21 protein-coding genes are annotated in these 25,192 nt (G+C 73.4%); 17 read left to right on the top strand and 4 right to left on the bottom strand.

Annotated features, from left to right (window positions below):
• Positions 1–47 precede the first annotated feature (47 nt).
• Complete coding sequence (locus BLT82_RS21030) at positions 48–971, top strand: LysR family transcriptional regulator (protein WP_208867996.1); 924 nt, start codon at positions 48–50, stop codon at positions 969–971.
• A gap of 251 nt (positions 972–1,222) precedes the next feature.
• Here BLT82_RS21030 and BLT82_RS21025 read toward each other — a convergent pair whose 3' ends face one another.
• The 3 genes from BLT82_RS21025 to BLT82_RS21015 form a co-directional block, all read right to left on the bottom strand.
• Entirely contained in the window at positions 1,223–1,900 is a 678-nt protein-coding gene (locus BLT82_RS21025; RefSeq protein WP_093657112.1) for a gamma-glutamyl-gamma-aminobutyrate hydrolase family protein, read from the bottom strand.
• Between the two features lie 284 nt (positions 1,901–2,184).
• A complete protein-coding gene (gene eat / locus BLT82_RS21020; protein ID WP_093657110.1) occupies positions 2,185–3,636 on the bottom strand; it encodes an ethanolamine permease in 1,452 nt (483 codons plus the stop codon).
• A 221-nt stretch (positions 3,637–3,857) separates the two neighbouring features.
• Entirely contained in the window at positions 3,858–4,586 is a 729-nt protein-coding gene (locus BLT82_RS21015; protein WP_093657108.1) for a FadR/GntR family transcriptional regulator, read from the bottom strand.
• Positions 4,587–4,664: 78 nt separating this feature from the next.
• On the opposite strand from BLT82_RS21015, the gene BLT82_RS21010 reads away from it, so the two are divergent.
• Genes BLT82_RS21010 through BLT82_RS20995 form a run of 4 tightly spaced genes read left to right on the top strand, consistent with a single transcriptional unit; the run spans position 4,665 to position 9,164 of the window.
• Positions 4,665–6,029 carry a glutamine synthetase family protein gene (locus BLT82_RS21010; protein WP_093657106.1) on the top strand — a complete coding sequence of 455 codons (1,365 nt, stop codon included), beginning with the start codon at positions 4,665–4,667 and terminating at the stop codon, positions 6,027–6,029.
• Between the two features lie 8 nt (positions 6,030–6,037).
• Entirely contained in the window at positions 6,038–7,408 is a 1,371-nt protein-coding gene (locus tag BLT82_RS21005) for an aldehyde dehydrogenase family protein (protein WP_093657104.1), read from the top strand.
• A gap of 6 nt (positions 7,409–7,414) precedes the next feature.
• Positions 7,415–8,209 carry a 3-oxoacyl-ACP reductase gene (locus BLT82_RS21000; protein WP_093657102.1) on the top strand — a complete coding sequence of 265 codons (795 nt, stop codon included), beginning with the start codon at positions 7,415–7,417 and terminating at the stop codon, positions 8,207–8,209.
• 31 nt (positions 8,210–8,240) lie between these two features.
• Positions 8,241–9,164: a DUF2510 domain-containing protein gene (locus BLT82_RS20995; protein WP_244292060.1), complete on the top strand. Its 924-nt coding sequence runs from the start codon at positions 8,241–8,243 to the stop codon at positions 9,162–9,164.
• Between the two features lie 131 nt (positions 9,165–9,295).
• On the opposite strand, the gene BLT82_RS20990 is transcribed toward BLT82_RS20995, so the two are convergent.
• Positions 9,296–10,498, bottom strand: a complete 1,203-nt coding sequence (locus BLT82_RS20990) for an amino acid deaminase/aldolase (protein ID WP_093657098.1) — start codon at positions 10,496–10,498, stop codon at positions 9,296–9,298.
• Positions 10,499–11,744: 1,246 nt separating this feature from the next.
• Here BLT82_RS20990 and BLT82_RS20985 point away from each other — a divergent pair.
• From BLT82_RS20985 to BLT82_RS20930, 12 genes are all read left to right on the top strand, one after another.
• On the top strand, positions 11,745–12,629 hold the full coding sequence (locus tag BLT82_RS20985; RefSeq protein ID WP_093657381.1) for a hypothetical protein: 885 nt from the start codon (positions 11,745–11,747) through the stop codon (positions 12,627–12,629).
• Positions 12,626–13,813, top strand: a complete 1,188-nt coding sequence (gene mycP, locus BLT82_RS20980) for a type VII secretion-associated serine protease mycosin (RefSeq protein ID WP_093657096.1) — start codon at positions 12,626–12,628, stop codon at positions 13,811–13,813. Before BLT82_RS20985 ends, mycP begins: the two co-directional genes overlap by 4 nt.
• Positions 13,814–13,942: 129 nt before the next feature.
• A complete protein-coding gene (locus tag BLT82_RS20975) occupies positions 13,943–14,680 on the top strand; it encodes an SseB family protein (RefSeq protein ID WP_093657094.1) in 738 nt (245 codons plus the stop codon).
• A gap of 23 nt (positions 14,681–14,703) precedes the next feature.
• Complete coding sequence (locus tag BLT82_RS20970; RefSeq protein WP_093657092.1) at positions 14,704–15,084, top strand: DUF1844 domain-containing protein; 381 nt, start codon at positions 14,704–14,706, stop codon at positions 15,082–15,084.
• Positions 15,085–15,541: 457 nt separating this feature from the next.
• Positions 15,542–16,165, top strand: coding sequence for a translation initiation factor IF-3 (gene infC / locus BLT82_RS20965; protein WP_093657090.1), 624 nt, complete (start codon positions 15,542–15,544; stop codon positions 16,163–16,165).
• 103 nt (positions 16,166–16,268) lie between these two features.
• A complete protein-coding gene (gene rpmI, locus BLT82_RS20960) occupies positions 16,269–16,463 on the top strand; it encodes a 50S ribosomal protein L35 (protein WP_019884943.1) in 195 nt (64 codons plus the stop codon).
• A gap of 104 nt (positions 16,464–16,567) precedes the next feature.
• A complete protein-coding gene (gene rplT / locus BLT82_RS20955) occupies positions 16,568–16,954 on the top strand; it encodes a 50S ribosomal protein L20 (protein WP_017945472.1) in 387 nt (128 codons plus the stop codon).
• 168 nt (positions 16,955–17,122) lie between these two features.
• Entirely contained in the window at positions 17,123–17,989 is an 867-nt protein-coding gene (locus BLT82_RS20950; protein WP_093657088.1) for a TrmH family RNA methyltransferase, read from the top strand.
• A gap of 372 nt (positions 17,990–18,361) precedes the next feature.
• Positions 18,362–19,480, top strand: coding sequence for a sensor histidine kinase (locus BLT82_RS20945; protein WP_093657086.1), 1,119 nt, complete (start codon positions 18,362–18,364; stop codon positions 19,478–19,480).
• Between the two features lie 126 nt (positions 19,481–19,606).
• Positions 19,607–20,749 carry a phenylalanine--tRNA ligase subunit alpha gene (gene pheS / locus BLT82_RS20940; RefSeq protein WP_093657084.1) on the top strand — a complete coding sequence of 381 codons (1,143 nt, stop codon included), beginning with the start codon at positions 19,607–19,609 and terminating at the stop codon, positions 20,747–20,749.
• Positions 20,749–23,277: a phenylalanine--tRNA ligase subunit beta gene (gene pheT / locus BLT82_RS20935; RefSeq protein WP_093657082.1), complete on the top strand. Its 2,529-nt coding sequence runs from the start codon at positions 20,749–20,751 to the stop codon at positions 23,275–23,277. Before pheS ends, pheT begins: the two co-directional genes overlap by 1 nt.
• Before the next feature lie 508 nt (positions 23,278–23,785).
• Complete coding sequence (locus BLT82_RS20930; RefSeq protein WP_093657080.1) at positions 23,786–25,126, top strand: NsdA family TPR-like regulatory protein; 1,341 nt, start codon at positions 23,786–23,788, stop codon at positions 25,124–25,126.
• Positions 25,127–25,192: the final 66 nt, after the last annotated feature.

Below are 25,192 nucleotides of genomic sequence, written 5' to 3'. Positions count from 1 at the left end.
GGCCGCCCACCAGGCACGGCATCGCTATGGCCCCATAAGCTGGGTTTATGAGCGAAGGGGAACGCGGACCGGTGGCCCACCGGGTGCCCGATCTGGCCGCGCTGGAACTGCTGCTCGCGGTGGCCCGGCACGGGAGCCTGGGGCGGGCCGCCCGCGAGCTCGGCATCACCCAGCCCGCGGCGAGCAGCCGGATCCGGTCCATGGAGAGGCAGTTGGGCGTCGCGCTGGTGGACCGCTCGCCGCGCGGCTCCCGGCTGACCGCCGCGGGCGCGCTGGTCACGGACTGGGCGCGGCGGATCGTGGAGGCGGCCGAGGCGTTCGACGCCGGGGCGCAGGCGCTGCGGGACCGGCGCGACTCCCGGCTGAGGGTGGCCGCCAGCATGACCATCGCCGAGTACCTGCTGCCCGGTTGGCTGATCGCACTCCGCCAGGAGCGCCCGGGCACCGCGGTGTCCCTGCTGGCGGGCAACTCGGCGGCGGTCGCTGAGCGGCTGCTGCGTGGCGAGGCCGACCTCGGCTTCGTCGAGGGCCTCGCCGTGCCGGAGGGACTCGACGGCGCGGTCGTGGGCCACGACCGGCTCGTGGTCGTCGCGGCGCCCGGCCACGAGTGGGCTCGGCGGCGTTCTCCGCTGTCGCCCGAGAAGCTCGCCGCCACCCCTCTGGTGCTGCGCGAGCGCGGCTCGGGCACCCGGCAGGTGCTCGACTCGGCGCTCGCGGGCCACGGTGGCCTCGCCGAGCCGTTGCTCGAACTCGCCTCCACCACCGCGGTGAAGGCGGCCGCCGTCAGCGGCGCCGGCCCCGCGGTCCTCAGCGAACTCGCGGTGACCGAGGAACTGGCGTCCCGCCGGCTCGTCCGCATCCCCGTCGAGGCGGTCCGGCTCCGCCGCGACCTCCGCGCGGTCTGGCCCCACGGCCACCGCCCCACGGGCCCGGCCCGCGACCTCCTGTCGCTGACGCGATCAGGGACCTGAGGACCCGGGGCCGGGGACGCAGGCGGCGCGCCGGCTCGCGGGCGCGTCCGGGCCGCACCTCGTGGGCCGGCCACTCTGGGGGAGGCCGCAAGGCGGTGGTTGGGGCTGCGTCCGGGCGGAGCGACGAGGCGGGGCGGGGTCCGGTGCGCGGCGCGTGTGCCGTGCACCGGACCCGTGGAGCAAGCCCCGGCCCGCCCCGCAGGGTCATCGGCGGTGGGTGCGGGCCGGGGGCTCCCGCCCGTCGGAATCGGTCAGGAGGCGGCGCGGACGAGGCCCGCCATGACGCGGGTGTCGTCGGCCATTTCCGGGTGCCACTGCACACCGAGCACCCAGGCCGGGTCCGGGAGTTCGACGGCCTCCACTGTGCCGTCGTGGGCGTGCGCCGATACGACGAGGCCGTCGCCGAGGAGGTCGACGGACTGGTGGTGGTAGGTCGGAACCGACGACTCCTCCGGCACCAGCGAGGCGTACAGCGTGCCCGCGACCGGAGTCACGGGGTGCCGGCCGAAGACGCCGACGGCTTCCACGTGCCCGTCGAGGTGCTGGACGAGCGTGCCGCCGAGCGCGACGTTCAGCAACTGCATGCCCCGGCAGATCCCCAGCAGCGGGGTGCCGCCGTCGAGTGCCGCCCGGATCAGGGCGAGCTCCCAGGCGTCCCGCTCCCGGGCCGGCGGGCCGGTGCGCGGGCCGGGCTCGGCTCCGTACCGTACGGGTTCGACGTCGGGCCCGCCCGCGACGACCAGCCCGTCGAGCCGGGCCACGGTCGCGGCGGCCCGGCCCGGCTCGTCCGGCGGCAGCATCGCGGCGATGCCCCCGGCCGACTGGACGAGACGCGGATAGCCGGCCGGCAGCAGGGCGGCGGGCAGTCGCCACACGCCCCACGAGGCTTGCTCCAGGTACGTGCTGACCCCGATGAGCGGCTGGGTCACGGTCGCGGGTCCTCCGGTCGTGTCGTGCGGTCGTGTCGGTCGGTCGTGCTGGGCAGTCGGGTTGTGTTGTCGGCGGGGTGGGCGCCTGCCGGTGCGCGGGCGCCGCCGGGGCCTTCCCGGCCGTCGGCGCCTGCGCGGGTGGCCGTCGCGGCGACCGGTCCCCGGCCGTAGCGGCGCTCGGCGTCCGGCCGGGCGGAAGGACCCCGTCCGTCCGGACGCCGGGGCGTTCGGACCCGGTGCCCCGCCGCCCGGGCATCCGGATACCGGGTCCGTACGCCCGGCGGTCAGTCGCGGGCCAGTTCGGCCTCGGCCGCGGCGAGTGCCGCGAACTCCTCCTCCGGGGCACGGGCCACGAGACGGTGCCGACTGTAGAAGGCGAAGTAGGCGAGAGCCACGCCGTACACGGCGAGCGCCGTGAACGCCGCGTCCTTGTCCACCAGGAAGGTCGCCACCAGCGCGGACAGCGCGAGCACGAAGGCGACGGACGAGGTCGCCACACCGCCGGGGGTGCGGTACGGACGCGGCAGGTCCGGCTCGCGCCGTCGCAGCACGATGTGGGACAGCGCCATCAGGGCGTAGCTGATCGTCGCGCCGAAGACGGCGATGTTCAGCATCCGCGCCCCGTCGCCGGTGCCCGCGGCGAGCGCGAAACCGATGGCGCCGGGGATCAGCAGGCCCAGGTACGGCGACTTGCGGCGACTCGTCAGCGACAGGAAGCGGGGCAGGTACCCGGCCCGGGACAGGGCGAACAGCTGGCGCGAACCGGCGTAGATGAGCGAGAAGAACGACGCGACCAGGCCGGCGAGTCCGGCGTAGTTGACGAAGCGGCTCAGCGCCGTCGGGTCGCCGTCGCCCTGGAGTGCCACCACGAGCGGGTTGCCCGCCTCCTGGATCGCGGCCGAGCCGCGGGCGCCCGTGGCGGCGAAGAAGGTGATCAGGGCGAGCAGCACCAGGATCGACATCGACAGCGCGAGTGCCTTCGGCATGGACCTGACCGGGTCCTTGGCCTCCTCGGCGGCGAGCGGCACACCCTCCACGCCGAGGAAGAACCACATGCCGAACGGGAACGCGGCCCAGATGCCGAGCAGTCCGAACGGCAGCCAGGAGCTGGAGCCCACCGCGTCCTTGTCGACCGGGATGTCGTCGAGCCCGCTCACCTGGAAGTCGGTGAACGCACCTGCGGCGAAGATCAGCAGCGCGGCGACGGCGATCGCGGTGACGACGAGGCTGAAGCGGAGCGCCTCGCCCACGCCCCACAGGTGGATGCCGATGAACACGGCGAAGCAGGCGAGATAGACGGGCCAGCCGGACTCCAGTCCGAACAGGCCGAGCGATTCCACGTAGTCGCCGATGAAGATCGAGATGGCGGCCGGGGCAAGGATGTACTCGATGAGGATGGCCGTTCCGGTGAGGAACCCGCCCCAGGTGCCGAGTGCCCGGCGCGCGAAACCGTAGCCGCCGCCCGCGGTCGGCAGGATCGCCGACAGTTCGGCGAGCGCGAAGACGAGACAGGCGTACATCAGGCCCATCAGCACGGTGGCGGCGGCGAGTCCGCCGAAGCCGCCCTTGGACAGACCGATGTTCCAGCCGGAGAAGTCGCCGGAGACGACGTAGGCGACGCCGAGCCCGGTGAGCAGCAGCCAGCCCGCGCTGCCGCGGCGCAGGGTCCGGCGTTCGAGGTAGTTGTCCGGTGGGGTGTTGCCGCTCCCGGTGGTGTCGGTGTCTTCCAGCGTCATGGCAGAGCTCCCGCGTCGGGCCCAATGGAATGGAGCCATACCTTTGCGGTGACCGCGGGGGAAACGCAAGACCCGTGCGTTACTTTCGGGTTACGCCGACACGTTCCCGTTGGTGCGCGGTGGCATGCCCGGCCGTGTCCGCGGCTCCTTCCCGAAGGCCGCCGACGGTATGCCGCGAGGAAGCCGCGCGGCAGGTCTCACGCGAGGAAGCCGCCCGGGTCTCACGCCAGGAAGCCGCGCAGCAGCGCCGCCGTTCCCTCGCAGTGTTCGCGCATCACCTCGCGGGCCGCGTCCGCGTCGCCCTCCAGCACCGCCTCCACGAGTGCGACGTGCTGCTGCTGGGAGTGCTCCAGATTGCGCACGAGCAGCGGGATGCAGTCGAGCAGATCGTTCACGGTCGCCCGGACGGCCGCGTACTGCGAGGTCAGGGTGGGTGAGCCGGACAGCTCGGCGAGCGTGAGGTGGAGGAGCGTGTCGCAGCGCCGGTAGTCGTCCAGGGGTGCGTCGTGCGTGGCCGTCAGTGCGGTGCGCAGCCGCGCGGAGCCCTCGTCGGAGAGCCCGTGCGCAGCGCACAGGCCCGCAGCGCCGACCTCCAGGACCTCCCGGAAGCGCAGCGTGTCCTCGACGTCGACGGCCGCGACCCGGCGGCGCAGCTCGTCCTCGCCCTCGGTGCGCGGGCGGTGCAGGACGAACGTGCCGCCGTAGCGGCCGCGCCGGCTCTCCACCAGGCCCTCCTCCTGGAGGACCTTGAGGACCTCGCGCAGCGTCACCCGGCTGATGCCCATGCGCTCGGCGAGCTCCCGCTCGGCGGGCAGGCGTTCGCCGCCGGGCACCAGGCCCAGCCGTACGACCTGCAGGATCTGCTCCAGGGCCTCCTCGAAGCCGTTGCCCCCGCGCACCGGCCGCAGCACGGACGTGAGCCGGTCCCCGGACTCGCTCTTCTCCGCCACGTTGCGGTTTCCCCTTCCCAAGCAATGGTCTTCGGCAATACCTTATGGCTCCCGGCTGACCTTAGGAGGCGCAATCCCGTGGCAGACCGCACACCCCCGCTGACCGTCGAGGAACTGAGAGTCCTCGTGGCGAGCGGTGAGATCGACACCGTAGTCCTGGCCTTTCCCGACATGCAGGGCAGGCTCCAGGGCAAGCGGTTCGCCGCCCGGTTCTTCCTCGACGAGGTCCTGGAGCACGGTACGGAGGGCTGCAACTACCTGCTCGCCGTCGACACCGAGATGAACACGGTGGACGGCTACGCCATGTCCTCGTGGGAGCGCGGGTACGGCGACTTCGCCATGCACCCCGACCTGGCCACGCTGCGCCGTGTCCCGTGGAACGAGGGCACGGCCATGCTCGTCGCCGACCTGGCGTGGAACGACGGCGCCCCGGTCGTCGCCGCGCCCCGCCAGATCCTGCGCCGCCAGCTGGAGCGCCTTGCGGAGCACGGCTGGACCGCGCAGGTCGGCACCGAGCTGGAGTTCATCGTCTTCAAGGACACCTACGAGCAGGCCTGGGACCGCGGCTACCAGGGCCTGACCCCGGCCAACCAGTACAACATCGACTACTCGGTCCTCGGCACCGGCCGCATCGAGCCCCTGCTGCGCCGGATCCGCAACGAGATGGCCGCCGCGGGCCTGACCGTCGAGTCCGCCAAGGGCGAGTGCAACCCCGGCCAGCACGAGATCGTGTTCCGCTACGACGAGGCGCTCGTCACCTGCGACCAGCACGCGATCTACAAGACGGGAACGAAGGAGATCGCCGCCCAGGAAGGCGTCTCGATCACCTTCATGGCCAAGTACAACGAGCGCGAGGGCAACTCCTGCCACATCCACCTCTCGCTCGCCGACGCCGACGGCCGCAACGTCATGGCGGGCGACGGACCGGACGGCATGTCGGCGGTCATGCGCCACTTCCTCGCCGGGCAGATCGCCGCCCTGCGCGACTTCTCCCTGCTGTACGCGCCGAACATCAACTCGTACAAGCGGTTCCAGCCGGGCTCCTTCGCCCCGACCGCCGTCGCCTGGGGACACGACAACCGGACCTGCGCCCTGCGCGTCGTCGGCCACGGCCGCTCGACGCGCTTCGAGAACCGGCTGCCCGGCGGCGACGTCAACCCCCATCTCGCGGTCGCCGGAATGGTGGCCGCCGGCCTGTACGGCATCGAGCAGAAGCTGGAACTGCCCGAGGTCTGCACCGGCAACGCCTACGGCGCCGACTACGAGCACGTCCCGACCACCCTCCGCGAGGCCGCCGAGCTCTGGGAGAACAGCCCCATCGCCAAGGCCGCCTTCGGGGACGAGGTCGTCGCCCACTACCGCAACATGGCGCGCGTCGAGCTCGAAGCCTTCGACGCCGCGGTGACCGACTGGGAGCTCCGCCGCTCCTTCGAACGCATGTGAGGCACCACTTGTCGCACCCGTACTCACTCGATGTGCTCAACCCGGCCACCGAGGAAGTCATCGCCACCGTCCCCGGCGCGGACGCCGCGGACGTCGACGCCGCGGTGGGCAGGGCGGCGCGGGCCCAGCGCGTCTGGGCGGCCGCGGCGCCCGCCGACCGGGCCAGGCTGCTGCGCCGGTTCGCCGCCGCCGTCGACGACCACATCGAGGAACTCGCCCTGCTGGAGGTCCGCGAGGCCGGGCACACCATCGGCAACGCCCGCTGGGAGGCGGGCAACGTCCGCGATCTGCTCGACTACTCCGCCGGGGGAGTGGAGCGCCTCACCGGCCGCCAGATCCCCGTGTCCGGAGGCATCGATCTGACCCTCCTCGAGCCGCTCGGCGTCGTGGGCGTCATCGCGCCCTGGAACTTCCCCATGCCGATCGCCGCCTGGGGCACCGCCCCCGCGCTCGCCGCCGGCAACGCCGTCGTCCTCAAACCCGCCGAGACCACGCCCCTGACCGCGCTGCGCCTCGCCGAACTCGCCCTGGAGGCGGGCCTTCCCGAGCACCTCTTCCAGGTGCTGCCCGGCCACGGCGCCGTCGCGGGCGACGCACTGGTGCGCCACCCCGGCGTGGCCAAGATCGTCTTCACCGGCTCCACCCGGATCGGGAAGCAGATCATGGCGCTCTGCGCCGAGCGCGTGAAGCGGGTGACCCTCGAACTCGGCGGCAAGAGCCCCAACATCGTCTTCGCCGACGCGGACGTCGAAGCGGCGGCCGCCGCCGCGCCGATGGCCTTCCTGGACAACAGCGGCCAGGACTGCTGCGCCCGCACCCGCATCCTCGTCCAGCGCTCGGTGTACGACGACTTCCTCGACCGGCTCGCCCCCGCGCTGAAGTCGGTCGTGGTCGGCGACCCCGCGGACGAGGCCACGCAGATGGGCCCGCTCATCTCGCGCGCCCAGCTCGACCGCGTACGGTCGTACGTCACCGACGACCTCGCGACGGTCCGGGGCAGCGCCCCCGACGGCCCCGGCTTCTGGTTCCCGCCGACGCTGGTCACCGGCGCCGCTCCCGAGGCCCCCGTCGCCACCGAGGAGGTCTTCGGCCCCGTCGCCGTCGTCCTGCCGTTCGACGACGAGGACCACGCCGTACGGCTCGCCAACGACACCGAGTACGGGCTCTCCGGCTCCATCTGGACCCGCGACGTGGGCCGCGCCCTGCGGGTCTCCGGGGCGGTCGCCGCGGGCAACCTGTCCGTCAACTCCCACTCCAGCGTCCGCTACTGGACCCCGTTCGGCGGATACGGGCAGTCCGGCCTCGGCCGGGAACTCGGTCCCGACGCCCTCACCGCTTTCACCGAGACCAAGAACGTCTTCATCAGCACGGAGGCCTGAGATCCCATGACCACTGCCAACAGCGACACCCCCGTCTGCCGCCGGCTCGTCGGCCGCACCGCCGTCATCACCGGCGCCGGCAGCGGCATCGGCCTGGCCACCGCTCGCCGCCTCGCCTCCGAGGGAGCCAACGTCGTCTGCGGGGACATCGACGAGACCGCGGGCAAGAGCGCGGCCGAGGAGGTCGGCGGGACCTTCGTGAAGGTGGACGTGACGGACGCCGAGCAGGTCGAGGCGCTGTTCCGCACCGCCTTCGACACCTACGGCAGCGTCGACATCGCCTTCAACAACGCCGGCATCTCGCCGCCCGACGACGACTCCATCCTGGAGACGGGCCTGGACGCCTGGAAGCGGGTCCAGGAGGTCAACCTCACCTCCGTGTACCTGTGCTGCAAGGCGGCCATCCCCTACATGCGGCGCCAGGGCCGGGGCTCCATCGTCAACACCGCCTCGTTCGTGGCCCGCATGGGCGCGGCGACCTCCCAGATCTCGTACACCGCGAGCAAGGGCGGGGTCCTCGCCATGTCCCGCGAGCTGGGCGTGCAGTTCGCCCGCGAGGGCATCAGGGTCAACGCGCTGTGCCCGGGACCGGTCAACACCCCGCTTCTGCAGGAGCTGTTCGCCAAGGACCCCGAGCGGGCCGCGCGCCGGCTGGTGCACATCCCCGTCGGCCGGTTCGCGGACGCAGAGGAGATCGCCGCGGCCGTGGCGTTCCTCGCCAGCGACGACTCCTCCTTCGTCAACGCCACCGACTTCCTCGTCGACGGCGGCATTTCGGGTGCCTACGTCACCCCTGTATGAGCCCTTGCCCGGCCCCTCATAGAGTGGCCGGATGAGCATGACGACCCCTCCCCCCACGCCTGGCGGCCTGGGGGGACCCCCAGGCTGGTATCCGGACCCGGGCAGGCCGACCCACGAACGCTGGTGGGACGGCCGTGCCTGGACCGGGCACACCCGCCCCGCCGGTGGCCCGCAACCGCCGGCCACCGCGCCGATGCCGCTCGCCGGCACGTCCGGGCAGGGCGGCGGCATCGGCAAGGGCGCGCTCGTCGCGCTCGTCACCGCCGGCGCGGTCCTCGTGGCCGCGATCGTCACCGGCGTCGTCGTCCTCGGCGAGGACGACGAACCGACCGTCCCGCAGTCGGCGGAGGCCGCCCCCACGGCCCGGCCCACCGCGACGGCGAACGCCCCGGAGCCCGGCCCGTCGGCCGCCGGCGACCCCGAGGCACTCGTCGACCAGCTCAACGGCATCTCGCTGCCGCTGCTCGACGGCTGGGAGAAGTCGGACTCCAGCATCGACCCGGTGCCGACCATGGTGACGGCGGACTCCTACAAGTGCCCCGGTGACTCGGGCGAGTTCTGCCGCCACGGCACCGTGTCCTCGCGCACGGCCACGGGCACCAACGTGAAGTCGCCGGAGAAGCTGGCCGGCCAGGACGTCGGCATCGCCGCGGACTGGGCGTACGACAACGACCGCGTCGGCAACCGCATCCACGGTGGCATCAAGAGCCACCGGCTGGTGAAGTCCGCGCCCGTCACGGTCGCCGGCCGCACCGGCCACGTGGTGCGCTGGCGGGTGACGACGGGCGCCGGCCCGGGCGGTTACGTCCAGTCCCTCGTCTTTCCGTCCGCCACCGGCTCCGAATCCCTGATCATCGTGCGCTTCGCCTTCGACGCGGGCCCGGACGCCCCGCCGCTCGGCGACATGGACCGGATCATCAAGGGCATCCGCCCGCTGACGGACGTCAGCGGATAGTCGGCTCCACGGTCGGGCCCTGAACCGCGGGCCCCGCGACCCATGGGCCCCGGGCCCGCCCCGGGTCCCCGCCGTCCGGAAGCAGTACGCGCCGGGTCCCGGGCATCCGGGCGCAGTTCGCCCCCGGCAGCTCAGAGGAACGTACGGCCCTCGCCCCGGTACGTCGGCACGGTGGCGGTGACCCGCCCGTCCTCGACCAGGTGCAGCGAGTCGAACCGTTCGCACAACTCCCCGGCCTTCGCGTGCCGGAACCACACCTTGTCGCCGATGAGCAGATCGTCCGCAGGCGGCCCCAGCAGAGGCGTCTGCACCTCGCCCGGCCCCTCCAGCGGGTGGTAGCGGAGCCCTTCCGGCAGGAACGGCACCGGCAGCCGGTCCCGCCCCGCGGCGCCCGAGGCCGGGTAGCCGCCGCCGAGCACCGTCACCACCCCGACCCCCGGCCGGCGCACGACGGGCTGGGCGAACAGCGCCGCGGGCCGCCCGCTGAACGACGTGTAGTTGTCGAAGAGCGTCGGCACGTAGAGGCCGGAGCCCGCGGCGATCTCCGTGACCGCGTCCTCCGACGCCGTGTGCTGCACGCTGCCGGTGCCGCCACCGTTCACGAACTCCAGTTCCGGCGCCGCCGCCCGCACCGCGTGCACCACGGCCGCTCGCCGCTGTGCGAGCTCGCGCCGGGCCGCGGACTGCATCAGGCGGACCGCCCGTGAGCGCAGCGGACTGCCCGCGACCGCGTCACCGACGCCCGCGACATGCCCCTCGTACGCCATCAGCCCCACCAGCCGGAAGCCGGGCCGGGCGACGATCGCGCGGGCCAGCCCGGCCAGGTCCGCGGGTGTGCGCAGCGGCGAGCGGCGCGCGCCGAAACGGATCCGGCCGCCCAGCAGATGGAGGGAGGTGTCCAGTTCCAGGCAGACCCGGATCTCCTCCGCGCCGCCGCTGCGGGCGCGGTCGATCAGGTCCAGCTGCGCGGGGTCGTCGGCCATGACCGTCACGGCGGCCGCGAGCTTGGCGTCCCCGGCCAGTTCCGCGAAACCGGCGCGGTCAGCGGACGGGTACGCCAAGAGCACATCGCCGAAACCCGCCCGGGCGAGCCAGATCGACTCCTCCAGCGTGTAGGACATGATCCCCGAGAAGCCGTCCCTCGCCAGCACCCGCTCCAGCAGGGCCCGGCAGCGTACGGACTTGCTGGCCACCCGGATCGGCTTCCCGCCAGCGCGCCCGACCAGATCCGCCGCGTTGGCGTCGAACGCCTCCAGGTCCACGATGGCGAGAGGCGCGTCGAGGTGGGCTGTGGCCCGGTCGTACCGGGTCCTGAGCGCGGCACGGGGAGTCATGCGCAGAGCTTGCCAGACAGGTCTACCCGAGGGTAGGGGGACGTTCTGCGCAGATCCCCCCGGGGCCGCCGCACCCATTCACTTCCTGCGCGCTCCAGCCCTTAGAGTGAGGGGCGCGGCGACGAACGGGCCTGCCCCGAAAGGCGATCCGGCGGCGTTACGAGCACCAGGAAACGGGGGGCGGATGAGCACCGAGGCGCAGCGCCCGCGTGTCCCGTCGCGCCCGCCCCAGGCCCCGCAGGCTCCGGCGCCCACGCAGGCCGAGACGACGACCCGCCTCCGCCCGATCACGGACTCCACCCCGGACCCGCGTACGGGTTCCGTCCCCCCGGCCCCCCGCCCGCGCACCGCGTCCCCTGACGCCCCGTCGGCCCTCGCGCCCGGCTCCCGCACGGCGTCCACCACGGGGTCCATCGCGGCGATGTCCCCGGCGCGTGCCGAGGACGGCCCGGCCGGCCCGGCTCCCGCTCAGGAGCCCGCCGGCCCGCCGCGGTCGCCGGCGTCCCGGCCCGCCGCCGGCAGTCCGGGCGCTCCCGCGCCTCGCGGAGCGGAACCGGGCGGTTCCGCGGACCGGCCCGCCCGGCGGTCCGCACCTCCGGCTGCCGCCGGCGGCCCTGGCGCTCCCGCGCCTCGCGGAGTGGAACCGGTCGGCCCGGGCCCGCGCTCCGGCTCGGGTTCGGGTGCTGCTCCGGGCCCGCATTCCGGTTCGGGTGCTGCTCCCAGTCCGCGGTCCGCCCAGGGCGGGCAGGCGCGTCGGCCCGCCGAGACTCCCGCACCGGCCGCGCACGCGCCGTACGCCCCGCAGTCGGCGTCACGGCCTGAGGGTGGCGGCCCGAGCGATCCCATGAGCCGCGGAGCGGAACCGGCCCGTCGCGCGGCCCTCCCCGGACAGTCGTCCGGCCCTGGCGCACACGCGCCGCACACTCCGCGTCGGTCGGAGTCGTCATCCCCCGACAGCCGCAGCCGTCACACCGCTCCCGCACCCCGCGGCGCGGACGGGATACCCCCGCGCCCCCTCACCCCGCCGCGCATCGGCAGTGCGCCCACGACCCCCGGGACGCCCGCGGCACCCGCAGCGCACTCGACGCCCGGTTCCGCCACCGCACCCGGAACGGCCACGGCGCCCGGGCAGCCCGCGGCAGCCACAGCAGCCTCGGCGCCCCCCGCCCCGGTGGCACCCCCTCAGCCCTCCGCACCCGCCCCGTCCGCCGCACCCGCCTCACCGAACGGCGGACGCGTACCGGGCATCAGCGGGACGGAAGGCCCCCCGGGCAGCCCGTGGCCCTGGACGTCGCACGGTCCGCCGCCGCAGCCGTACGCGGGGGCCCTGCCGGAGACGCCCACCGAGATCACCACCCGGCTGCGGCCCATCCGCGACAGGCATCCGGCCAGGACCGCGGGTGCCGTCGTCTGCGTCGTCCTCGGTCTCGGACTGATCGGCGGCGCGGTCACCGGAAGCTGGCTCGTGGACGACTCGGCCGCGTCACCCGCCTCCCGGCCCCTGTACACCGACGCGCGCACGCTCTGGCACAGCGTCCCCGTCGACACGCTCTTCCCACGCACGATCAAGGGCGACGGCGCGGGGCCCGGTGGTGCCGACCGGGTGTGGACCCGAGTCGCGGTCGCTCCCGACGGGCCCTGCACCGGCGCGTTCGACCCGCTGCTGCTGAAGGCGCTCCGGCCGGTCGGCTGCATGCGGCTCCTCCGCGCCACCTACACCGACGCCACCACCTCCAGCGTCACGACCGTCGGCATGGTCGTCACCGAGGCGGACCGGGACGCCATGGCGGCCCTGCGCAAGCGGTTCTCCGAGGAGGGCCTGGACGAGCGCGCCGACCTGATGCCCCGCACCTACGCCGTCCCCGGCACCGTCGCCGCGGGCTTCGGCGACCGCCAGCGGGCCAGCTGGACCATCAGCGTGCTCACCGACGCGCCCGTCGTCGTCTTCGCCGTCTCCGGGTTCGCCGACGGCCGCCCGGTCGCCGAACCCATGCCCGCCGCCGAGGCCATGGTCCCCGGCGACACGTCCGCCCCCGCCCAGGCCGGCCTCGGCCACGAGGCCAAGGGGATCGCGGACCGCGTCGAGCGCGCCCTGCGCAAGTCCGCCACCTCCCCGGAGGGTCCCGAATGACGGCAGTACGCACCCGCACCACGCCCCGGCGGCTCCTGGGAGCCGTGGCCACGGCGGTCGCCTTCTCGCTCGTCTCCGCCACGCCCGCACAGGCAGACGGGATCCGGGTCCGGCAGTGGGCGCTGGACGCCCTGCACACCGAGGAGGCGTGGCGTACGACCAAGGGCGCGGGCATCACCGTCGCGGTGCTGGACACCGGGGTCGACGACGGCCACCCGGATCTGGAGGGCAGCGTCCTGCCCACGAAGGACCTCATCGGGTTCGGGGCGAAGCGGGGCGACCGGGCCTGGGCCCGGCACGGCACGGCCATGGCCGGGATCATCGCGGGGCACGGCCACGGCCCCGGCCGGGAGGACGGAGTGCTCGGGATCGCCCCCGAGGCCAGGATCCTCCCCGTGCGGGTGATCCTCGAAGGAGCCGACCCCGCCCGTGCCAAGGCCAGGAACACCCGTGGCACCGCCCTCGCCCAGGGCATCCGCTGGGCCGCCGACAACGGCGCCGACGTCATCAACCTCTCCCTCGGTGACGACAGCGAGTCCGCCCACCCGGACGCGGGCGAGGACGCCGCCGTCCGGTACGCCCTCGCCAAGGGCGCCGTCGTCGTCGCCTCGGCGGGCAACGGAGGCGAGAAGGGCGACCACATCTCGTACCCGGCCGCGTACCCGGGCGTCATCGCCGTCGCGGCCGTCGACCGCTACGGCACCCATGCCGCCTTCTCCACCCGGCGCTGGTACTCCACCGTCAGCGCCCCGGGCGTCGACGTCGTCATCGCCGACCCCGACCGCAAGTACTACGAGGGCTGGGGCACCAGCGCGGCGTCCGCCTTCGTCTCCGGCGCCGTCGCGCTCGTCCGGGCCGCGCACCCCCGGCTCACGCCCGCCCAGATCAAGCGGCTCCTCGCCGACACCGCCCGCGGCGGTCCGAAGACCGGACGCGACGACTCCAAGGGGTACGGCATCGTCGACCCGGCGGCGGCGATCGAGAAGGGCGGCAGGCCGATACCGGGTGACACCGACCCGAAGACCGCATCCGTCCAGGGCCACCGCAAGCAGTACTTCGGCGCGGGCCCGGACGGCCCCTCCTCCGACACGGGCGCCGGCTGGCTCGCCCCGGTCACCGGCGGCCTCGGCGCGCTGCTGCTGGCCGCGGCGGTCGTGCTCTGGCGCGGCGGCCGCCGGACCTGAGCGCCGGCTCCCGCGGCGGCCGCCGGACCTGGGCCCCGGCTCCTCGGTGCGGCCGCCCTGTCTGGCCGCGCCAGGACAACGCGTCCCCCGGCGTCCCGGCCACCACCGCCGACGAACTAGGCTCGTCGCGTGGCGCTCAAGAACATCCCCGACTCCGGCTTCTCCGACGACGACGGCACCGCCGACCCGGCACTGGAGGCGGCGCTCGCCGCCTGGGCCCGGGACAGGACCGCCGAAGGGCCCGTGCTGGAGGCGCTCAAGGGCGCGCGGCTCCTCGTCCCGGTCGTCGCCGTGCTCGGCGAGGTCGAGGAGGACGAATCGGGACTGCGCCGCGAGAAGACCAGCGACATGGCGGTGCCCACGCTGACGGCGGGGAGCCGACGCGCCCTGCCCGCGTTCACGTCGACCGATTCGCTCGCCCTGTGGGACCCGCAGGCCCGGCCCGTCGCCGTACCCCTGCACCAGGCGCTCCAGGCGGCCGCCCACGAGAAGGCCGACACCGTGGTGCTGGACCTCGCCGGTCCCGTTCCGTACGAGCTGGCCGGCCGGGCGCTCCTGGCCCTGGCCGAGGGGCGCACCAGCACCGACCCACTGGCCGACCCGGCCGTCACCCGGGCGGTAGGGGCCGTGGTGGCCGCCGAGCCGGCGGTGCTGCGCGCCCATCTCGGCCCCGGCAACGCCGACGGCACCCTCGCCCTCGTCCTCGACTCCGAGGCCGGCGCGTCTCCCGCCGAGGCGGCGCAACGCGTCGCCCGTGCCCTCGCGGCCGACGAGACGCTCAGGGCCCGGCTGGTGCGCGGACTCGACCTCGCCCTGCTGCCCGCGTCCGCGGTGCCGCCCGGAGAGCCCCTGTACGTACGGGCCTGAGGGCACCGCATATCGTGTGCTCCATGAGTGACGCGACCCCCACCCCCGAGCAGCCTGCGGGCGAGCAGGCTCCCGACTTCGCCGCCATGACCCGCGACATCGCGGAGGTCCCCGCGGTCGAGGTGATCGTCACGGTCGCGGTGAACCTGATGAGCGCCGCCGCGGTGAAGCTGGGCCTCACCGAGGACGGCGACGAGCACAAGGACCTGGACGAGGCCCGGAAGCTGGTCCACGCGCTGGCCGGCCTCCTCGACGCGGGTGTCACGGAGATCAGCTCCTTCCACGCGGCGCCGCTGCGGGACGGGCTGAAGTCCCTCCAGCTCGCCTTCCGCGAGGCATCGATCGTCCCCGACGAGCCGGGACAGGGCCCGGGCGAGAAGTACACCGGCCCCGTCTACGGCTAGCCCGCCGACGCCCCACCATCGCTTCCGACCCCGCACCGACCGCACCACCCGCGGCGTTCCCGCGCTCGTTGCCGCCACTCCTCCGAGGAGCCGGCGGCATCACCGCCGCGAGGGTCCGCCCCTCTCCGGTTCGCCCCTTCGGGCCGGAGCTGCTAACCTTGTGTAACGACCGGTCGGACACGTCTGTGCCCGACCCACAAGTGGAGGCTCCGATCTCCCACCTGGCTGCCCTGACGGGCGGCGGGTCACCGGTCAGACGGCGACCATCGTTCCGTACGGACGATGGGGCCGTCCGAAGCAGCGCCCCGCGGCCGACGCGGTGGTGCTCCGGTATTCGAGGAGCCCCGCCTGTGTCCCGTCGGGGCATTTTTGTTGCACCGGCGCGGTTGGTCCACACAGAAACAGACGTTGCGTGGCTGTCCGCCAGACCGCCGCGTAGTGCTACCGAGGAGGATCCATCAGCGCCGAGCCCCGCATCAACGACCGAATTCGCGTTCCCGAGGTGCGACTTGTCGGTCCCAGCGGCGAGCAGGTCGGGATTGTTCCGCTTGCCAAGGCCCTGGAGCTTGCGCAGGAGTACGACCTCGACCTCGTCGAGGTCGCGGCGAACGCCCGTCCGCCGGTCTGCAAGCTCATGGACTACGGGAAGTTCAAGTACGAGTCGGCCATGAAGGCCCGTGAGGCGCGCAAGAACCAGGCGCACACGGTCATCAAGGAGATGAAGCTCCGGCCGAAGATCGACCCGCACGACTACGACACCAAGAAGGGTCACGTCGTCCGGTTCCTCAAGCAGGGCGACAAGGTCAAGATCACGATCATGTTCCGTGGTCGCGAGCAGTCCCGGCCGGAACTCGGCTACCGGCTGCTGCAGCGTCTTGCGGAGGACGTCCAGGACCTCGGTTTCGTCGAGTCGAACCCGAAGCAGGACGGCCGGAACATGATCATGGTTCTCGGTCCGCACAAGAAGAAGACCGAGGCCATGGCCGAGGCCCGCGAGGCGCAGGCCGCCCGCAAGGCGGAGCGCCAGGGTGACCGGTCCGCCCAGGCCGAGGCTTCCCCCGAAGAGCCCGCCGAGGCCTGATTCCGGGGCGACAGCCCCGGACATCAACCGATACATCTGACGCTTTCGCCTGCCGGTTTACGACCGGCGACGGAAGCGCCACTGACGAGGAGAGAACGGCGCGATGCCGAAGAACAAGACGCACAGCGGTGCCAAGAAGCGCTTCAAGATCACCGGCTCCGGCAAGGTGCTCCGCGAGCGCGCCGGCAAGCGCCACCTGCTCGAGCACAAGTCGTCCAAGCTGACGCGTCGCCTCACCGGCAACGCCGAGATGGCCCCGGGTGACGCCGCCAAGATCAAGAAGATGCTGGGCATCTGATTGACCTCGGCCCCCGGTGACCGGGGGCTTCCGGGCAAGACCGGGACCAATTCGTTTCCGGGCCGTGTGAGGACAACCACGGCCCCGCTACAAGGAGTCAACAAGTGGCACGCGTCAAGCGGGCAGTCAACGCCCACAAGAAGCGCCGGGCGATCCTCGAGCAGGCCAGCGGCTACCGCGGTCAGCGCTCGCGCCTGTACCGCAAGGCGAAGGAGCAGGTCACCCACTCCCTCGTCTACAACTACAACGACCGCAAGAAGCGCAAGGGCGACTTCCGTCAGCTGTGGATCCAGCGCATCAACGCCGCTGCCCGCGCCAACGGCATCACCTACAACCGCTTCATCCAGGGTCTGAAGGCCGCCAACGTCGAGGTGGACCGCAAGATCCTGGCCGAGCTCGCGGTCAACGACGCCAACGCGTTCGCCGCGCTCGTCGAGGTCGCCCAGAAGGCGCTCCCGAGCGACGTCAACGCCCCGAAGGCCGCGGCCTGACGGTCGCGTCCCACCGGACAACAACCGGACCCGCAGGCCGACGGTCTGCGGGTCCGAGTGTGTTCCGGACCGGGCACGCGCGACCCGCGCCACCGCACCGCACCGCACCGCACGCACGACCGCCCCGCGCCGCGCACCGCCGAACGCCACAAGGAAGTGAGAGCCCCCATGGGGACCCCCGAGCTGATCTCCCCGCGGTCCCCGCGGGTCGTCGCCGCGCGGCGGCTCGCCAAGCGGAACTTCCGCTCCAAGGAGCGGCTCTTCCTCGCCGAGGGGCCGCAGGCCGTGCGTGAGGCGGTCGCCCACCGGGGCGGCGACGGCCTGCCGACGCTCGTCGAACTGTTCACGACCGTCGAGGCCGCCGAGCGGTACGCGGACATCGTCGACGCCGCCCGCGCCGCCGGGGCCCGGATCCACCACGCAGCCGACACCGTGCTCGCCGAGGTCTCCCAGACGGTGACGCCGCAGGGCCTCGTCGGGGTCTGCCGCTTCCTCGACTCGCCGTTCGAGGAGATCCTGGCCGCCCGGCCGAGGCTCGTGGCCGTGCTCGCGCACGTGCGCGACCCCGGGAACGCCGGCACGGTGCTGCGCTGCGCCGACGCGGCCGGAGCCGACGCGGTCGTGCTCACCGACGCCTCGGTGGACCTGTACAACCCCAAATCGGTCAGGGCCTCCGTCGGCTCGCTGTTCCACCTGCCCGTCGCGGTCGGCGTTCCCGTCGAGCAGGCCGTCAGCGGGCTCGGCGCGGCGGGCGTACGCGTCCTCGCAGCGGACGGCGCGGGCGAGGACGACCTGGACGACGAGCTCGACGCCGGGACCATGTCCGGGCCCACCGCGTGGATCTTCGGCAACGAGGCGTGGGGCCTCCCCGAGGAGACCCGGGCGCTCGCCGACGCCGTCGTGCGCGTGCCGATCCACGGCAAGGCCGAGAGCCTCAACCTCGCGACCGCCGCCGCCGTCTGCCTCTACGCCTCCGCACGCGCCCAGCGCACACCGGGCGGATGCAGCGCCGGCGGCGACCGCAGGTCGTCCTGAGGCGCTCGACGCCCCGCATGGCATTTCGCTGCCCTGCCGCACCACGCGGGTGCACCCGTACGAGGGCGAACCTCGCGCCCCGCGACGCACCGCACCGGACGCCGCCGCCATCCCGGCAGTCCTTTCCGGCCACGGCACCGGACCGGGCCGTCACGGGCGTTCCCGACGCTGCCGGGCCCTGACCACGTCGACGACCTCCGCCGTGCCGTCATGCGCAGCGGAGGCCGCGGGGCCCTGGCCCGCGGGCAGGCGGCGCTGCTTTTCGGACACGGCCCGGCCCCGGTCGACGCAGGGTGTCGCTGCGTCACCGCCGACTAGTAGGGTGACGGGCTCGGGGACCCACTGCACCGGTTCGAGAGGTGGGGTACGGGGATGACTGTCGGCACGAGCGGGCCGTCGGAGGCGTTCCTGGCATCGGCACGCTCCGAGGACGGTGCGGGTCCTGGCATCGGTCCCGACGACCTTCCCGACGGCCTCGTCGTCGCCGACGAGGACGGCCGGATCATCTGCTTCAACGCCGCGGCCGCGCGTATCACCGCGGTCCCCGCGGACCGCGCCCTCGGCCGGCCGCTGGACCACGCGCTGCCCCTGGAGGACCTCAAGGGCCGCCGCTGGTGGCCGCTCACCGACCCGTACGGCGGCCTCGCCACGCGGCTCGGCCAGCCCGAGCGCAACCTGCTGCTGCCGGGCGGCCGCGAGGTCCTGGTCTCCGCCCGCTACGTACGGGACGTGCCCACGGGACCCGTGCGCCGCGTCGTCGTCAGCATCCGGGGCACCGAGGCGCGCCGCCGCACCGAGCGCAGCCACGCCGAGCTGATCGCCACCGTCGCCCATGAGCTGCGCTCCCCGCTGACCTCCGTCAAGGGCTTCACCGCCACCCTGCTCGCCAAGTGGGAGCGCTTCACCGACGACCAGAAGCGGCTGATGCTGGAGACCGTGGACGCGGACGCCAACCGCGTGACCCGGCTCATCGCGGAGCTCCTCGACATCTCGCGCATCGACTCCGGCCGGCTGGAGGTGCGGCGCCAGCCCGTCGACGTCGCCGCCGCCGTCGGCCGCCACGTCCAGGCGTACACGGCCGGCGGCCAGTCGCCGGACCGCTTCTTCGTCCGTGTCCACCACGACCTGCCCGAGCTCTGGGCGGATCCGGACAAGATCGACCAGGTTCTCGGCAACCTCCTCGAAAATGCGGTGCGCCACGGAGAGGGAACGGTCACCATCGAGGTGGCACCCGCGTCCGGCAGCAGCGATGAGAAGGGAACGGTCGTCACCGTGAGCGACGAAGGCCCCGGCATCCCCGAGGAGTCGATGGGCCGTGTCTTCACCCGCTTCTGGCGGGGGAGCAAGCGCGGTGGCACCGGTCTCGGCCTGTACATCGTGAAGGGCATCGTCGAGGCACACGGCGGGACGATCACCGTCGGCCGCGGCCCGGGCGGCGGTGCGGAGTTCCGATTTACGTTGCCCGTGGGCACGCCCGCCTATCTCACCTGATAAGCGCACCGGCGGCCCACGGGCTCATTCGCGTACCGTCACCCCGCTAAACTCGTCCTTTGGCACCTTTGCGTCCTCGGTCGTCGAGCGGGCGCCCCAGCCACCCCATCGGAAGTACGGGAAGAGATGTCGGCACCGAACAAGTCGTACGACCCTGTCGAGGTCGAGGCACTGAAACCGGAAGAGATCGAGCGCATGCGGGACGAGGCGCTCGCCGCCTTCGCCGCCGCGGGCGACCTCGACGCGCTCCACGAGGCGAAGATCGCGCACACCGGCCCCACCTCGCCGCTCGCGCTCGCCAACCGTGAGATCGGCGCCCTGCCGCCGCACGCCAAGGCCGAGGCCGGCAAGCGTGTGGGCCAGGCCCGCGGGGCTGTCAACAAGTCCCTGGCCGCGCGCCAGGCCGAACTGGAGGCCGAGCGCGACGCCCGGGTGCTGGTCGAGGAGGCGGTGGACGTCACACTGCCGTACGACCGCACCCCGTCCGGCGCCCGGCACCCGCTCACCACGCTCTCCGAGCGCATCGAGGACATCTTCGTGGCCATGGGCTACGAGGTCGCCGAGGGCCCCGAGGTCGAGACCGAGTGGCTGAACTTCGACGCGCTGAACATCGCGGCCGACCACCCCGCCCGCGGTGAGCACGACACCTTCTTCGTGAAGGGCGCCGAGGGCACGGGCGGCGAAGGGGGTGAGTCCGGCTCCGGCGTGGTGCTGCGCACGCACACCTCGCCCGTGCAGGTCCGCTCGATGCTGGACCGCGAGCCGCCGCTGTACGTGATCTGCCCCGGCCGCGTGTACCGCACCGACGACCTGGACGCCACCCACACCCCGGTGTTCCACCAGGTCGAGCTGCTCGCCGTGGACGAGGGCCTCACCATGGCCGACCTCAAGGGCACCCTGGACCACATGGTCCGCGCGCTCTTCGGCGGCGAGGGCATGAAGACCCGGCTCCGGCCGAACTTCTTCCCCTTCACCGAGCCGTCCGCCGAGATGGACATGGTCTGCTACGTCTGCCGCGGCGAGTCCGTCGGCAACCCGGACCGCCCCTGCCGCACCTGTTCCAGCGAGGGCTGGATCGAACTCGGCGGCTGCGGAATGGTCAACCCGAAGGTGCTCACCGCCTGCGGCGTCGACCCGGAGAAGTACAGCGGATTCGCCTTCGGGTTCGGCATCGAGCGGATGCTGATGTTCCGCCACAACGTCGAAGACATGCGAGACATGGTCGAGGGTGACGTCCGGTTCACCCGGCCCTTCGGGATGGAGATCTGATGCGGGTCCCGCTTTCATGGCTGCGGGAGTACGTCGACCTGCCGGCGACGGAGACCGGCCGTGACGTACAGGCCAAACTCATCTCGGCCGGCCTCGAGGTCGAGACCGTCGAGCAGCTCGGCGCCGGCCTCACCGGCCCGCTCGTCGTCGGACGGGTACTCACCATCGAGGAACTGACCGAGTTCAAGAAGCCCATCCGCTTCTGCACGGTCGACGTGGCGCAGGCCAACGGTACGGGCGAGCCGCAGGAGATCGTCTGCGGCGCCCGCAACTTCGCCGTCGGCGACAAGGTCGTCGTGGCGCTGCCCGGCGCCGTCCTGCCCGGTGACTTCCGCATCGCCGAGCGCAAGACGTACGGCCGGATGTCCCGCGGCATGATCTGCTCCGCCGACGAGCTCGGCATGGGCGACGACGGCACGCACGGCATCATCGTGCTGCCGCCCGAGATCGAGGTCGGCACCGACGCCACCGAGCTGCTGGAGCTGTACGACGAGGTCCTGGACATCGCCGTCACGCCCGACCGCGGCTACGCCCTGTCGATGCGCGGTGTCGCCCGCGAGACCGCCACCGCCTACGGGCTGCCGCTGCGCGACCCGGCGCTGCTCGACGTGCCCGCGCCGAACTCGTACGGCTACCAGGTGCGGATCGCCGACCCCATCGGCTGTGACCGCTTCACCGCGCGCACCGTCGTCGGTCTCGACCCCGAGGCCCGCTCGCCGATCTGGATGCGGCGCCGGCTGCAGAAGGCCGGTATGCGGCCGATCTCGCTCGCCGTCGACATCACCAACTACGTGATGCTGGAGCTCGGCCAGCCCCTGCACGCCTACGACCGCAACCGGCTCGAGGGCCCGATCGGGGTCCGGCGCGCCGAGGCCGGCGAGAAGTTCACCACCCTCGACGGGGTCAAGCGCGTCCTGGACGCGCAGGACCTGGTCATCACGGACAGCCGCGGGCCGATCGGCCTCGCGGGCGTGATGGGCGGGGCCAACACGGAGATCGCCGACTCCGAGACCGACCCGGAGACGGGCGAGGTCCGCGGCACCACCGAGGTCGTCGTGGAGGCCGCGCACTTCGACCCGGTCTCCATCGCCCGCACGGCCCGCCGCCACAAGCTGTCGTCCGAGGCGTCCCGGCGCTTCGAGCGCGGAGTCGACCCGCAGGCGGCCGCCGCGGCCGCCCAGCGCACGGTCGACCTGCTGGTGCTCCTGGCCGGCGGCACCGCCGAGGCCGGGGTCACCGAGATCGTCGCCCCGTCCGCGCCGCGCACCATCACGATGCGCGCCGACCACCCCGACCGGGTCGCCGGCGTCGCCTACGGCCGCGAGACCGTGGTCCGCCGGCTGCAGGAGGTCGGCTGCGACGTCTACGGCCAGGACGACCTCGTGGTGACCGTCCCGTCGTGGCGCCCCGACCTGCACGAGCCGAACGACCTCGCGGAAGAGGTCATCCGGCTGGAGGGGTACGAGAACCTCCCCTCCACCCTGCCCACTCCGCCGTCCGGCCGCGGACTCACCGCGCGCCAGCGGCTGCACCGGCGCGTCGGCCGAGCGCTGGCCGGCGCCGGCTACGTCGAGGCCCTCAACTACCCCTTCGTCGGCGAGGCGGTCCTGGACCAGTTCGGTCTGGACGCCGACGACCCCCGGCGCACGGTGGTCACGCTGGTCAACCCGATCTCCGACGAGGAGCCGGCGCTGCGCACCACGCTGCTGCCCGGATTGCTCTCCGCGCTGCGGCGCAACGTGGGCCGAGGTTCGCACGACCTGGCGCTTTTCGAGACCGGGCTGGTCTTCCGGCCCACCGGCGAGGAGACGGTCCCCGGCGTGCTGCCGGTCGACCGCCGTCCGACCGACGAGGAGATCGCGGTGCTGAACGCGGCGCTGCCGCACCAGCCGCGCCGGGTCGCCACCGTCCTGGCCGGCGCGCGCGAGCAGGCCGGCTGGTGGGGCGGGGGCCGTCCCGCCGACTGGGCGGACGCCATCGAGTCGGCCCGTGCGGTCGCCCGTGAGGCCGGTGCCGAGCTCACCGTCCGCGCCGACCGGCACACGCCGTGGCACCCGGGTCGCTGCGCGGCGCTGTACGTCTCGGTGGACGGCGAGGAGACGCTCGTCGGTCACGCGGGGGAACTGCATCCCCGCGCCATCAAGGCGCTCGGGCTGCCGGAGCGCACCTGCGCGATGGAGATGGAGCTGGACCTGCTGGAGCGGGCCGGCGAGGGCGCACTCCAGGCACCCCGGATCTCCACCTTCCCGGTGGCCACCCAGGACGTCGCGCTGGTCGTCGCCTCGGATGTGCCCGCCGCCGACGTGGAGAAGGCGCTGCACGAGGGCGCGGGCGAACTGCTCGAGTCCATCCGGCTGTTCGACGTCTTCGAGGGCGAGCAGATCGGCGAGGGCAGGAAGTCGCTGGCGTACGCGCTGCGGTTCCGCGCTCCCGACCGCACGCTGACCGTCGAGGAGGCCTCGGCCGCCCGTGACGCCGCCGTCGCGCTCGCCGGCGAGCGCACCGGAGCGGTGCTGCGCGGCGCCTGAGCGTCCACCGCCGACAGCGAAGGGGGCGCGTCCGGACCCGGTCCGGACGCGCCCCTTTGCGCGTGCACGCCTCGTCCCGCTTCTTCGCGCTCACTCCTTCGGGTGGGAATCCCGGCGGTGTCCGCCTGGGCCGGCCGAACGGCCTCGTGGGTGTACCGGTGCCGCGCGACGGCCGGGCACGGGTGCCGGCGCAGTCCGGGGCCGGAGCTGCGCCGTTCCCGCCCTGAGCCCTCCAATCACCGACGGGGAAAGGGCCGTTCGCGGCCGGCGCCGCCCGTCCTGCCGCGGAGTGTCGGGCAGATCAGCAGGACGGACGGCGCGGATGCGGGCCGCCGCACTGTACGAGGGGGAGCCGGCGGCCCGGCCGCCTCCTTGAGAGGAAAATCAGTCAACCGGCGCCAGCGGGACAGCGGCAGAGCGCGCACGGCACGGATATATGCACTTGTTTCACACCCCGTGCGAAGCCCGCTCCACTACTCTGGGCCACACCGAGCCAACGGAGGGCCCCATGCAGCCCAACACCCTGCTCGACGCGCTGCTCGACGAGGCGGGCATCTCGCACGCGGGACTGGCCGCCCATGTGAACCAGGCGGGCCGGGCGAGAGGCCTCACTCTTCGCTACGAACACACGGCCGTGGCGCGCTGGTTGAAGGGGCAGCGTCCCCGCGGCCAGGTGCCGGACCTGATCTGCGAGGTGCTCGCGGGCCGGCTGCGACGCGCGGTGACCCTCGACGACATCGGACTCGGCGTGCCGGGCGGGACCTCGGTCCAGCACGGCTCCCCGCTCTCCGGCTTCGTGGAGCGGGCCACGGCGCTGTGGCGCTCCGACGAGCAGCAGCGTCCGCATGTCATCGGCGCACCGGCGGTCACCGGCACACCCGCCGTGATGCCCGTGTGGGAGTGGGAGAACCCCCCGGAGGACTCGGACGTCTCACGCGACGGCCGCACCCGGGTCAGCATGGCCGACATCAAGATGCTCCGTGCGGCCCGGGCCCACTACGAGCTGATGTACCGCAGGGCCGGAGGCATCGCCACCCGCTCCCGGATCGTCGGCTTCCTCAACAGCGGGGCGGCCCCGCTGCTGCGCGGTGCCTACAGCGACGCGCTGGGTCGCCAACTGCACCGGGCGACCGGCGGTCTGGTGGCCGTCGCGGGCATCTGCGCCTACGACTCGGACGCCCACGGGCTCGCACAGCGCTACTTCCACCAGGCGCTGCGGCTGGCGAAGGCGAGCGGCGACCGGGGGCTCGGCGCGTACGTGATCGCACTGCTCGTCAACCAGTCCCTGTACATGGGTGAATACCGGCAGGCGGTTGCGTTCGCCGAGGCGGCGCTGCGGACTGCCGGCCGGCAGATCACCCCGGCGCTGGCCACCGACCTCTATGCGATGCAGGCGAAGGCGTACGCGCATCTCGGTGACGGAGGCGCGGCACTCGGCCGGATCCGGCGTGCCGAGGAGGAGGCGGAGCGGATCCTCCCGGGGCACGAACCGGACGAGACGGGCTATGTGCAGCCGGGGCTGGTGAACGTCCAGGTCGCCGAGGCGCTGCTGTGCCTGGGGGAGTTGAGGGCGGCCAGGGAGCACGCGGACGCGGCGGCCGCCGTACCGTCCCACGACCGGGGCCGGGTGCACCGGCTCGCCATGCTGAGCCAGATCGAGCTGTGCCAGGGCGAGGCCGAGCGGGCCGCCCGGACCGCCGTCGAAATGACCGAAAGGGCCAGGGGGATGGAGTCGCAGCGGCTGAGGGACCGGCTCCGTGCCGTTCGGGCGAGCCTGGCGGCGAACGGCTCCACCCCGGCAGCCGAAGCGGCCGAAATCATCGAAGGGGCCCTGCGCGTACCTCTGTGAGCCCTCCTGCGCCTCCTGTGAGCGTTCCCCTCGGGCCGTCCTCCTGCTGCGATGTTGCCATCTACT

The sequence above is a fragment of the Streptomyces wuyuanensis genome, from assembly GCF_900103455.1.
GTDB classification, from domain to species: domain Bacteria; phylum Actinomycetota; class Actinomycetes; order Streptomycetales; family Streptomycetaceae; genus Streptomyces; species Streptomyces wuyuanensis.
Note: the sequence above shows the minus strand (reverse complement) of the source record. Positions and strands in the feature narration are given on the sequence as shown.

What these genes read in the sequence shown, in the direction of transcription:
- BLT82_RS20945 (WP_093657086.1), top strand. Translation starts at nt 18,362, where the DNA reads ATGACTGTCGGCACGAGCGGGCCGTCGGAGGCGTTCCTGGCATCGGCA.
- BLT82_RS20970 (WP_093657092.1), top strand. Translation starts at nt 14,704, where the DNA reads ATGAGTGACGCGACCCCCACCCCCGAGCAGCCTGCGGGCGAGCAGGCT.
- BLT82_RS20930 (WP_093657080.1), top strand. Translation starts at nt 23,786, where the DNA reads ATGCAGCCCAACACCCTGCTCGACGCGCTGCTCGACGAGGCGGGCATC.
- BLT82_RS20995 (WP_244292060.1), top strand. Translation starts at nt 8,241, where the DNA reads ATGAGCATGACGACCCCTCCCCCCACGCCTGGCGGCCTGGGGGGACCC.
- rpmI (WP_019884943.1), top strand. Translation starts at nt 16,269, where the DNA reads ATGCCGAAGAACAAGACGCACAGCGGTGCCAAGAAGCGCTTCAAGATC.
- BLT82_RS21030 (WP_208867996.1), top strand. Translation starts at nt 48, where the DNA reads ATGAGCGAAGGGGAACGCGGACCGGTGGCCCACCGGGTGCCCGATCTG.
- pheT (WP_093657082.1), top strand. Translation starts at nt 20,749, where the DNA reads ATGCGGGTCCCGCTTTCATGGCTGCGGGAGTACGTCGACCTGCCGGCG.
- mycP (WP_093657096.1), top strand. Translation starts at nt 12,626, where the DNA reads ATGACGGCAGTACGCACCCGCACCACGCCCCGGCGGCTCCTGGGAGCC.
- BLT82_RS21000 (WP_093657102.1), top strand. Translation starts at nt 7,415, where the DNA reads ATGACCACTGCCAACAGCGACACCCCCGTCTGCCGCCGGCTCGTCGGC.
- eat (WP_093657110.1), bottom strand. Translation starts at nt 3,636, where the DNA reads ATGACGCTGGAAGACACCGACACCACCGGGAGCGGCAACACCCCACCG.
- pheS (WP_093657084.1), top strand. Translation starts at nt 19,607, where the DNA reads ATGTCGGCACCGAACAAGTCGTACGACCCTGTCGAGGTCGAGGCACTG.
- BLT82_RS20990 (WP_093657098.1), bottom strand. Translation starts at nt 10,498, where the DNA reads ATGACTCCCCGTGCCGCGCTCAGGACCCGGTACGACCGGGCCACAGCC.
- BLT82_RS20950 (WP_093657088.1), top strand. Translation starts at nt 17,123, where the DNA reads ATGGGGACCCCCGAGCTGATCTCCCCGCGGTCCCCGCGGGTCGTCGCC.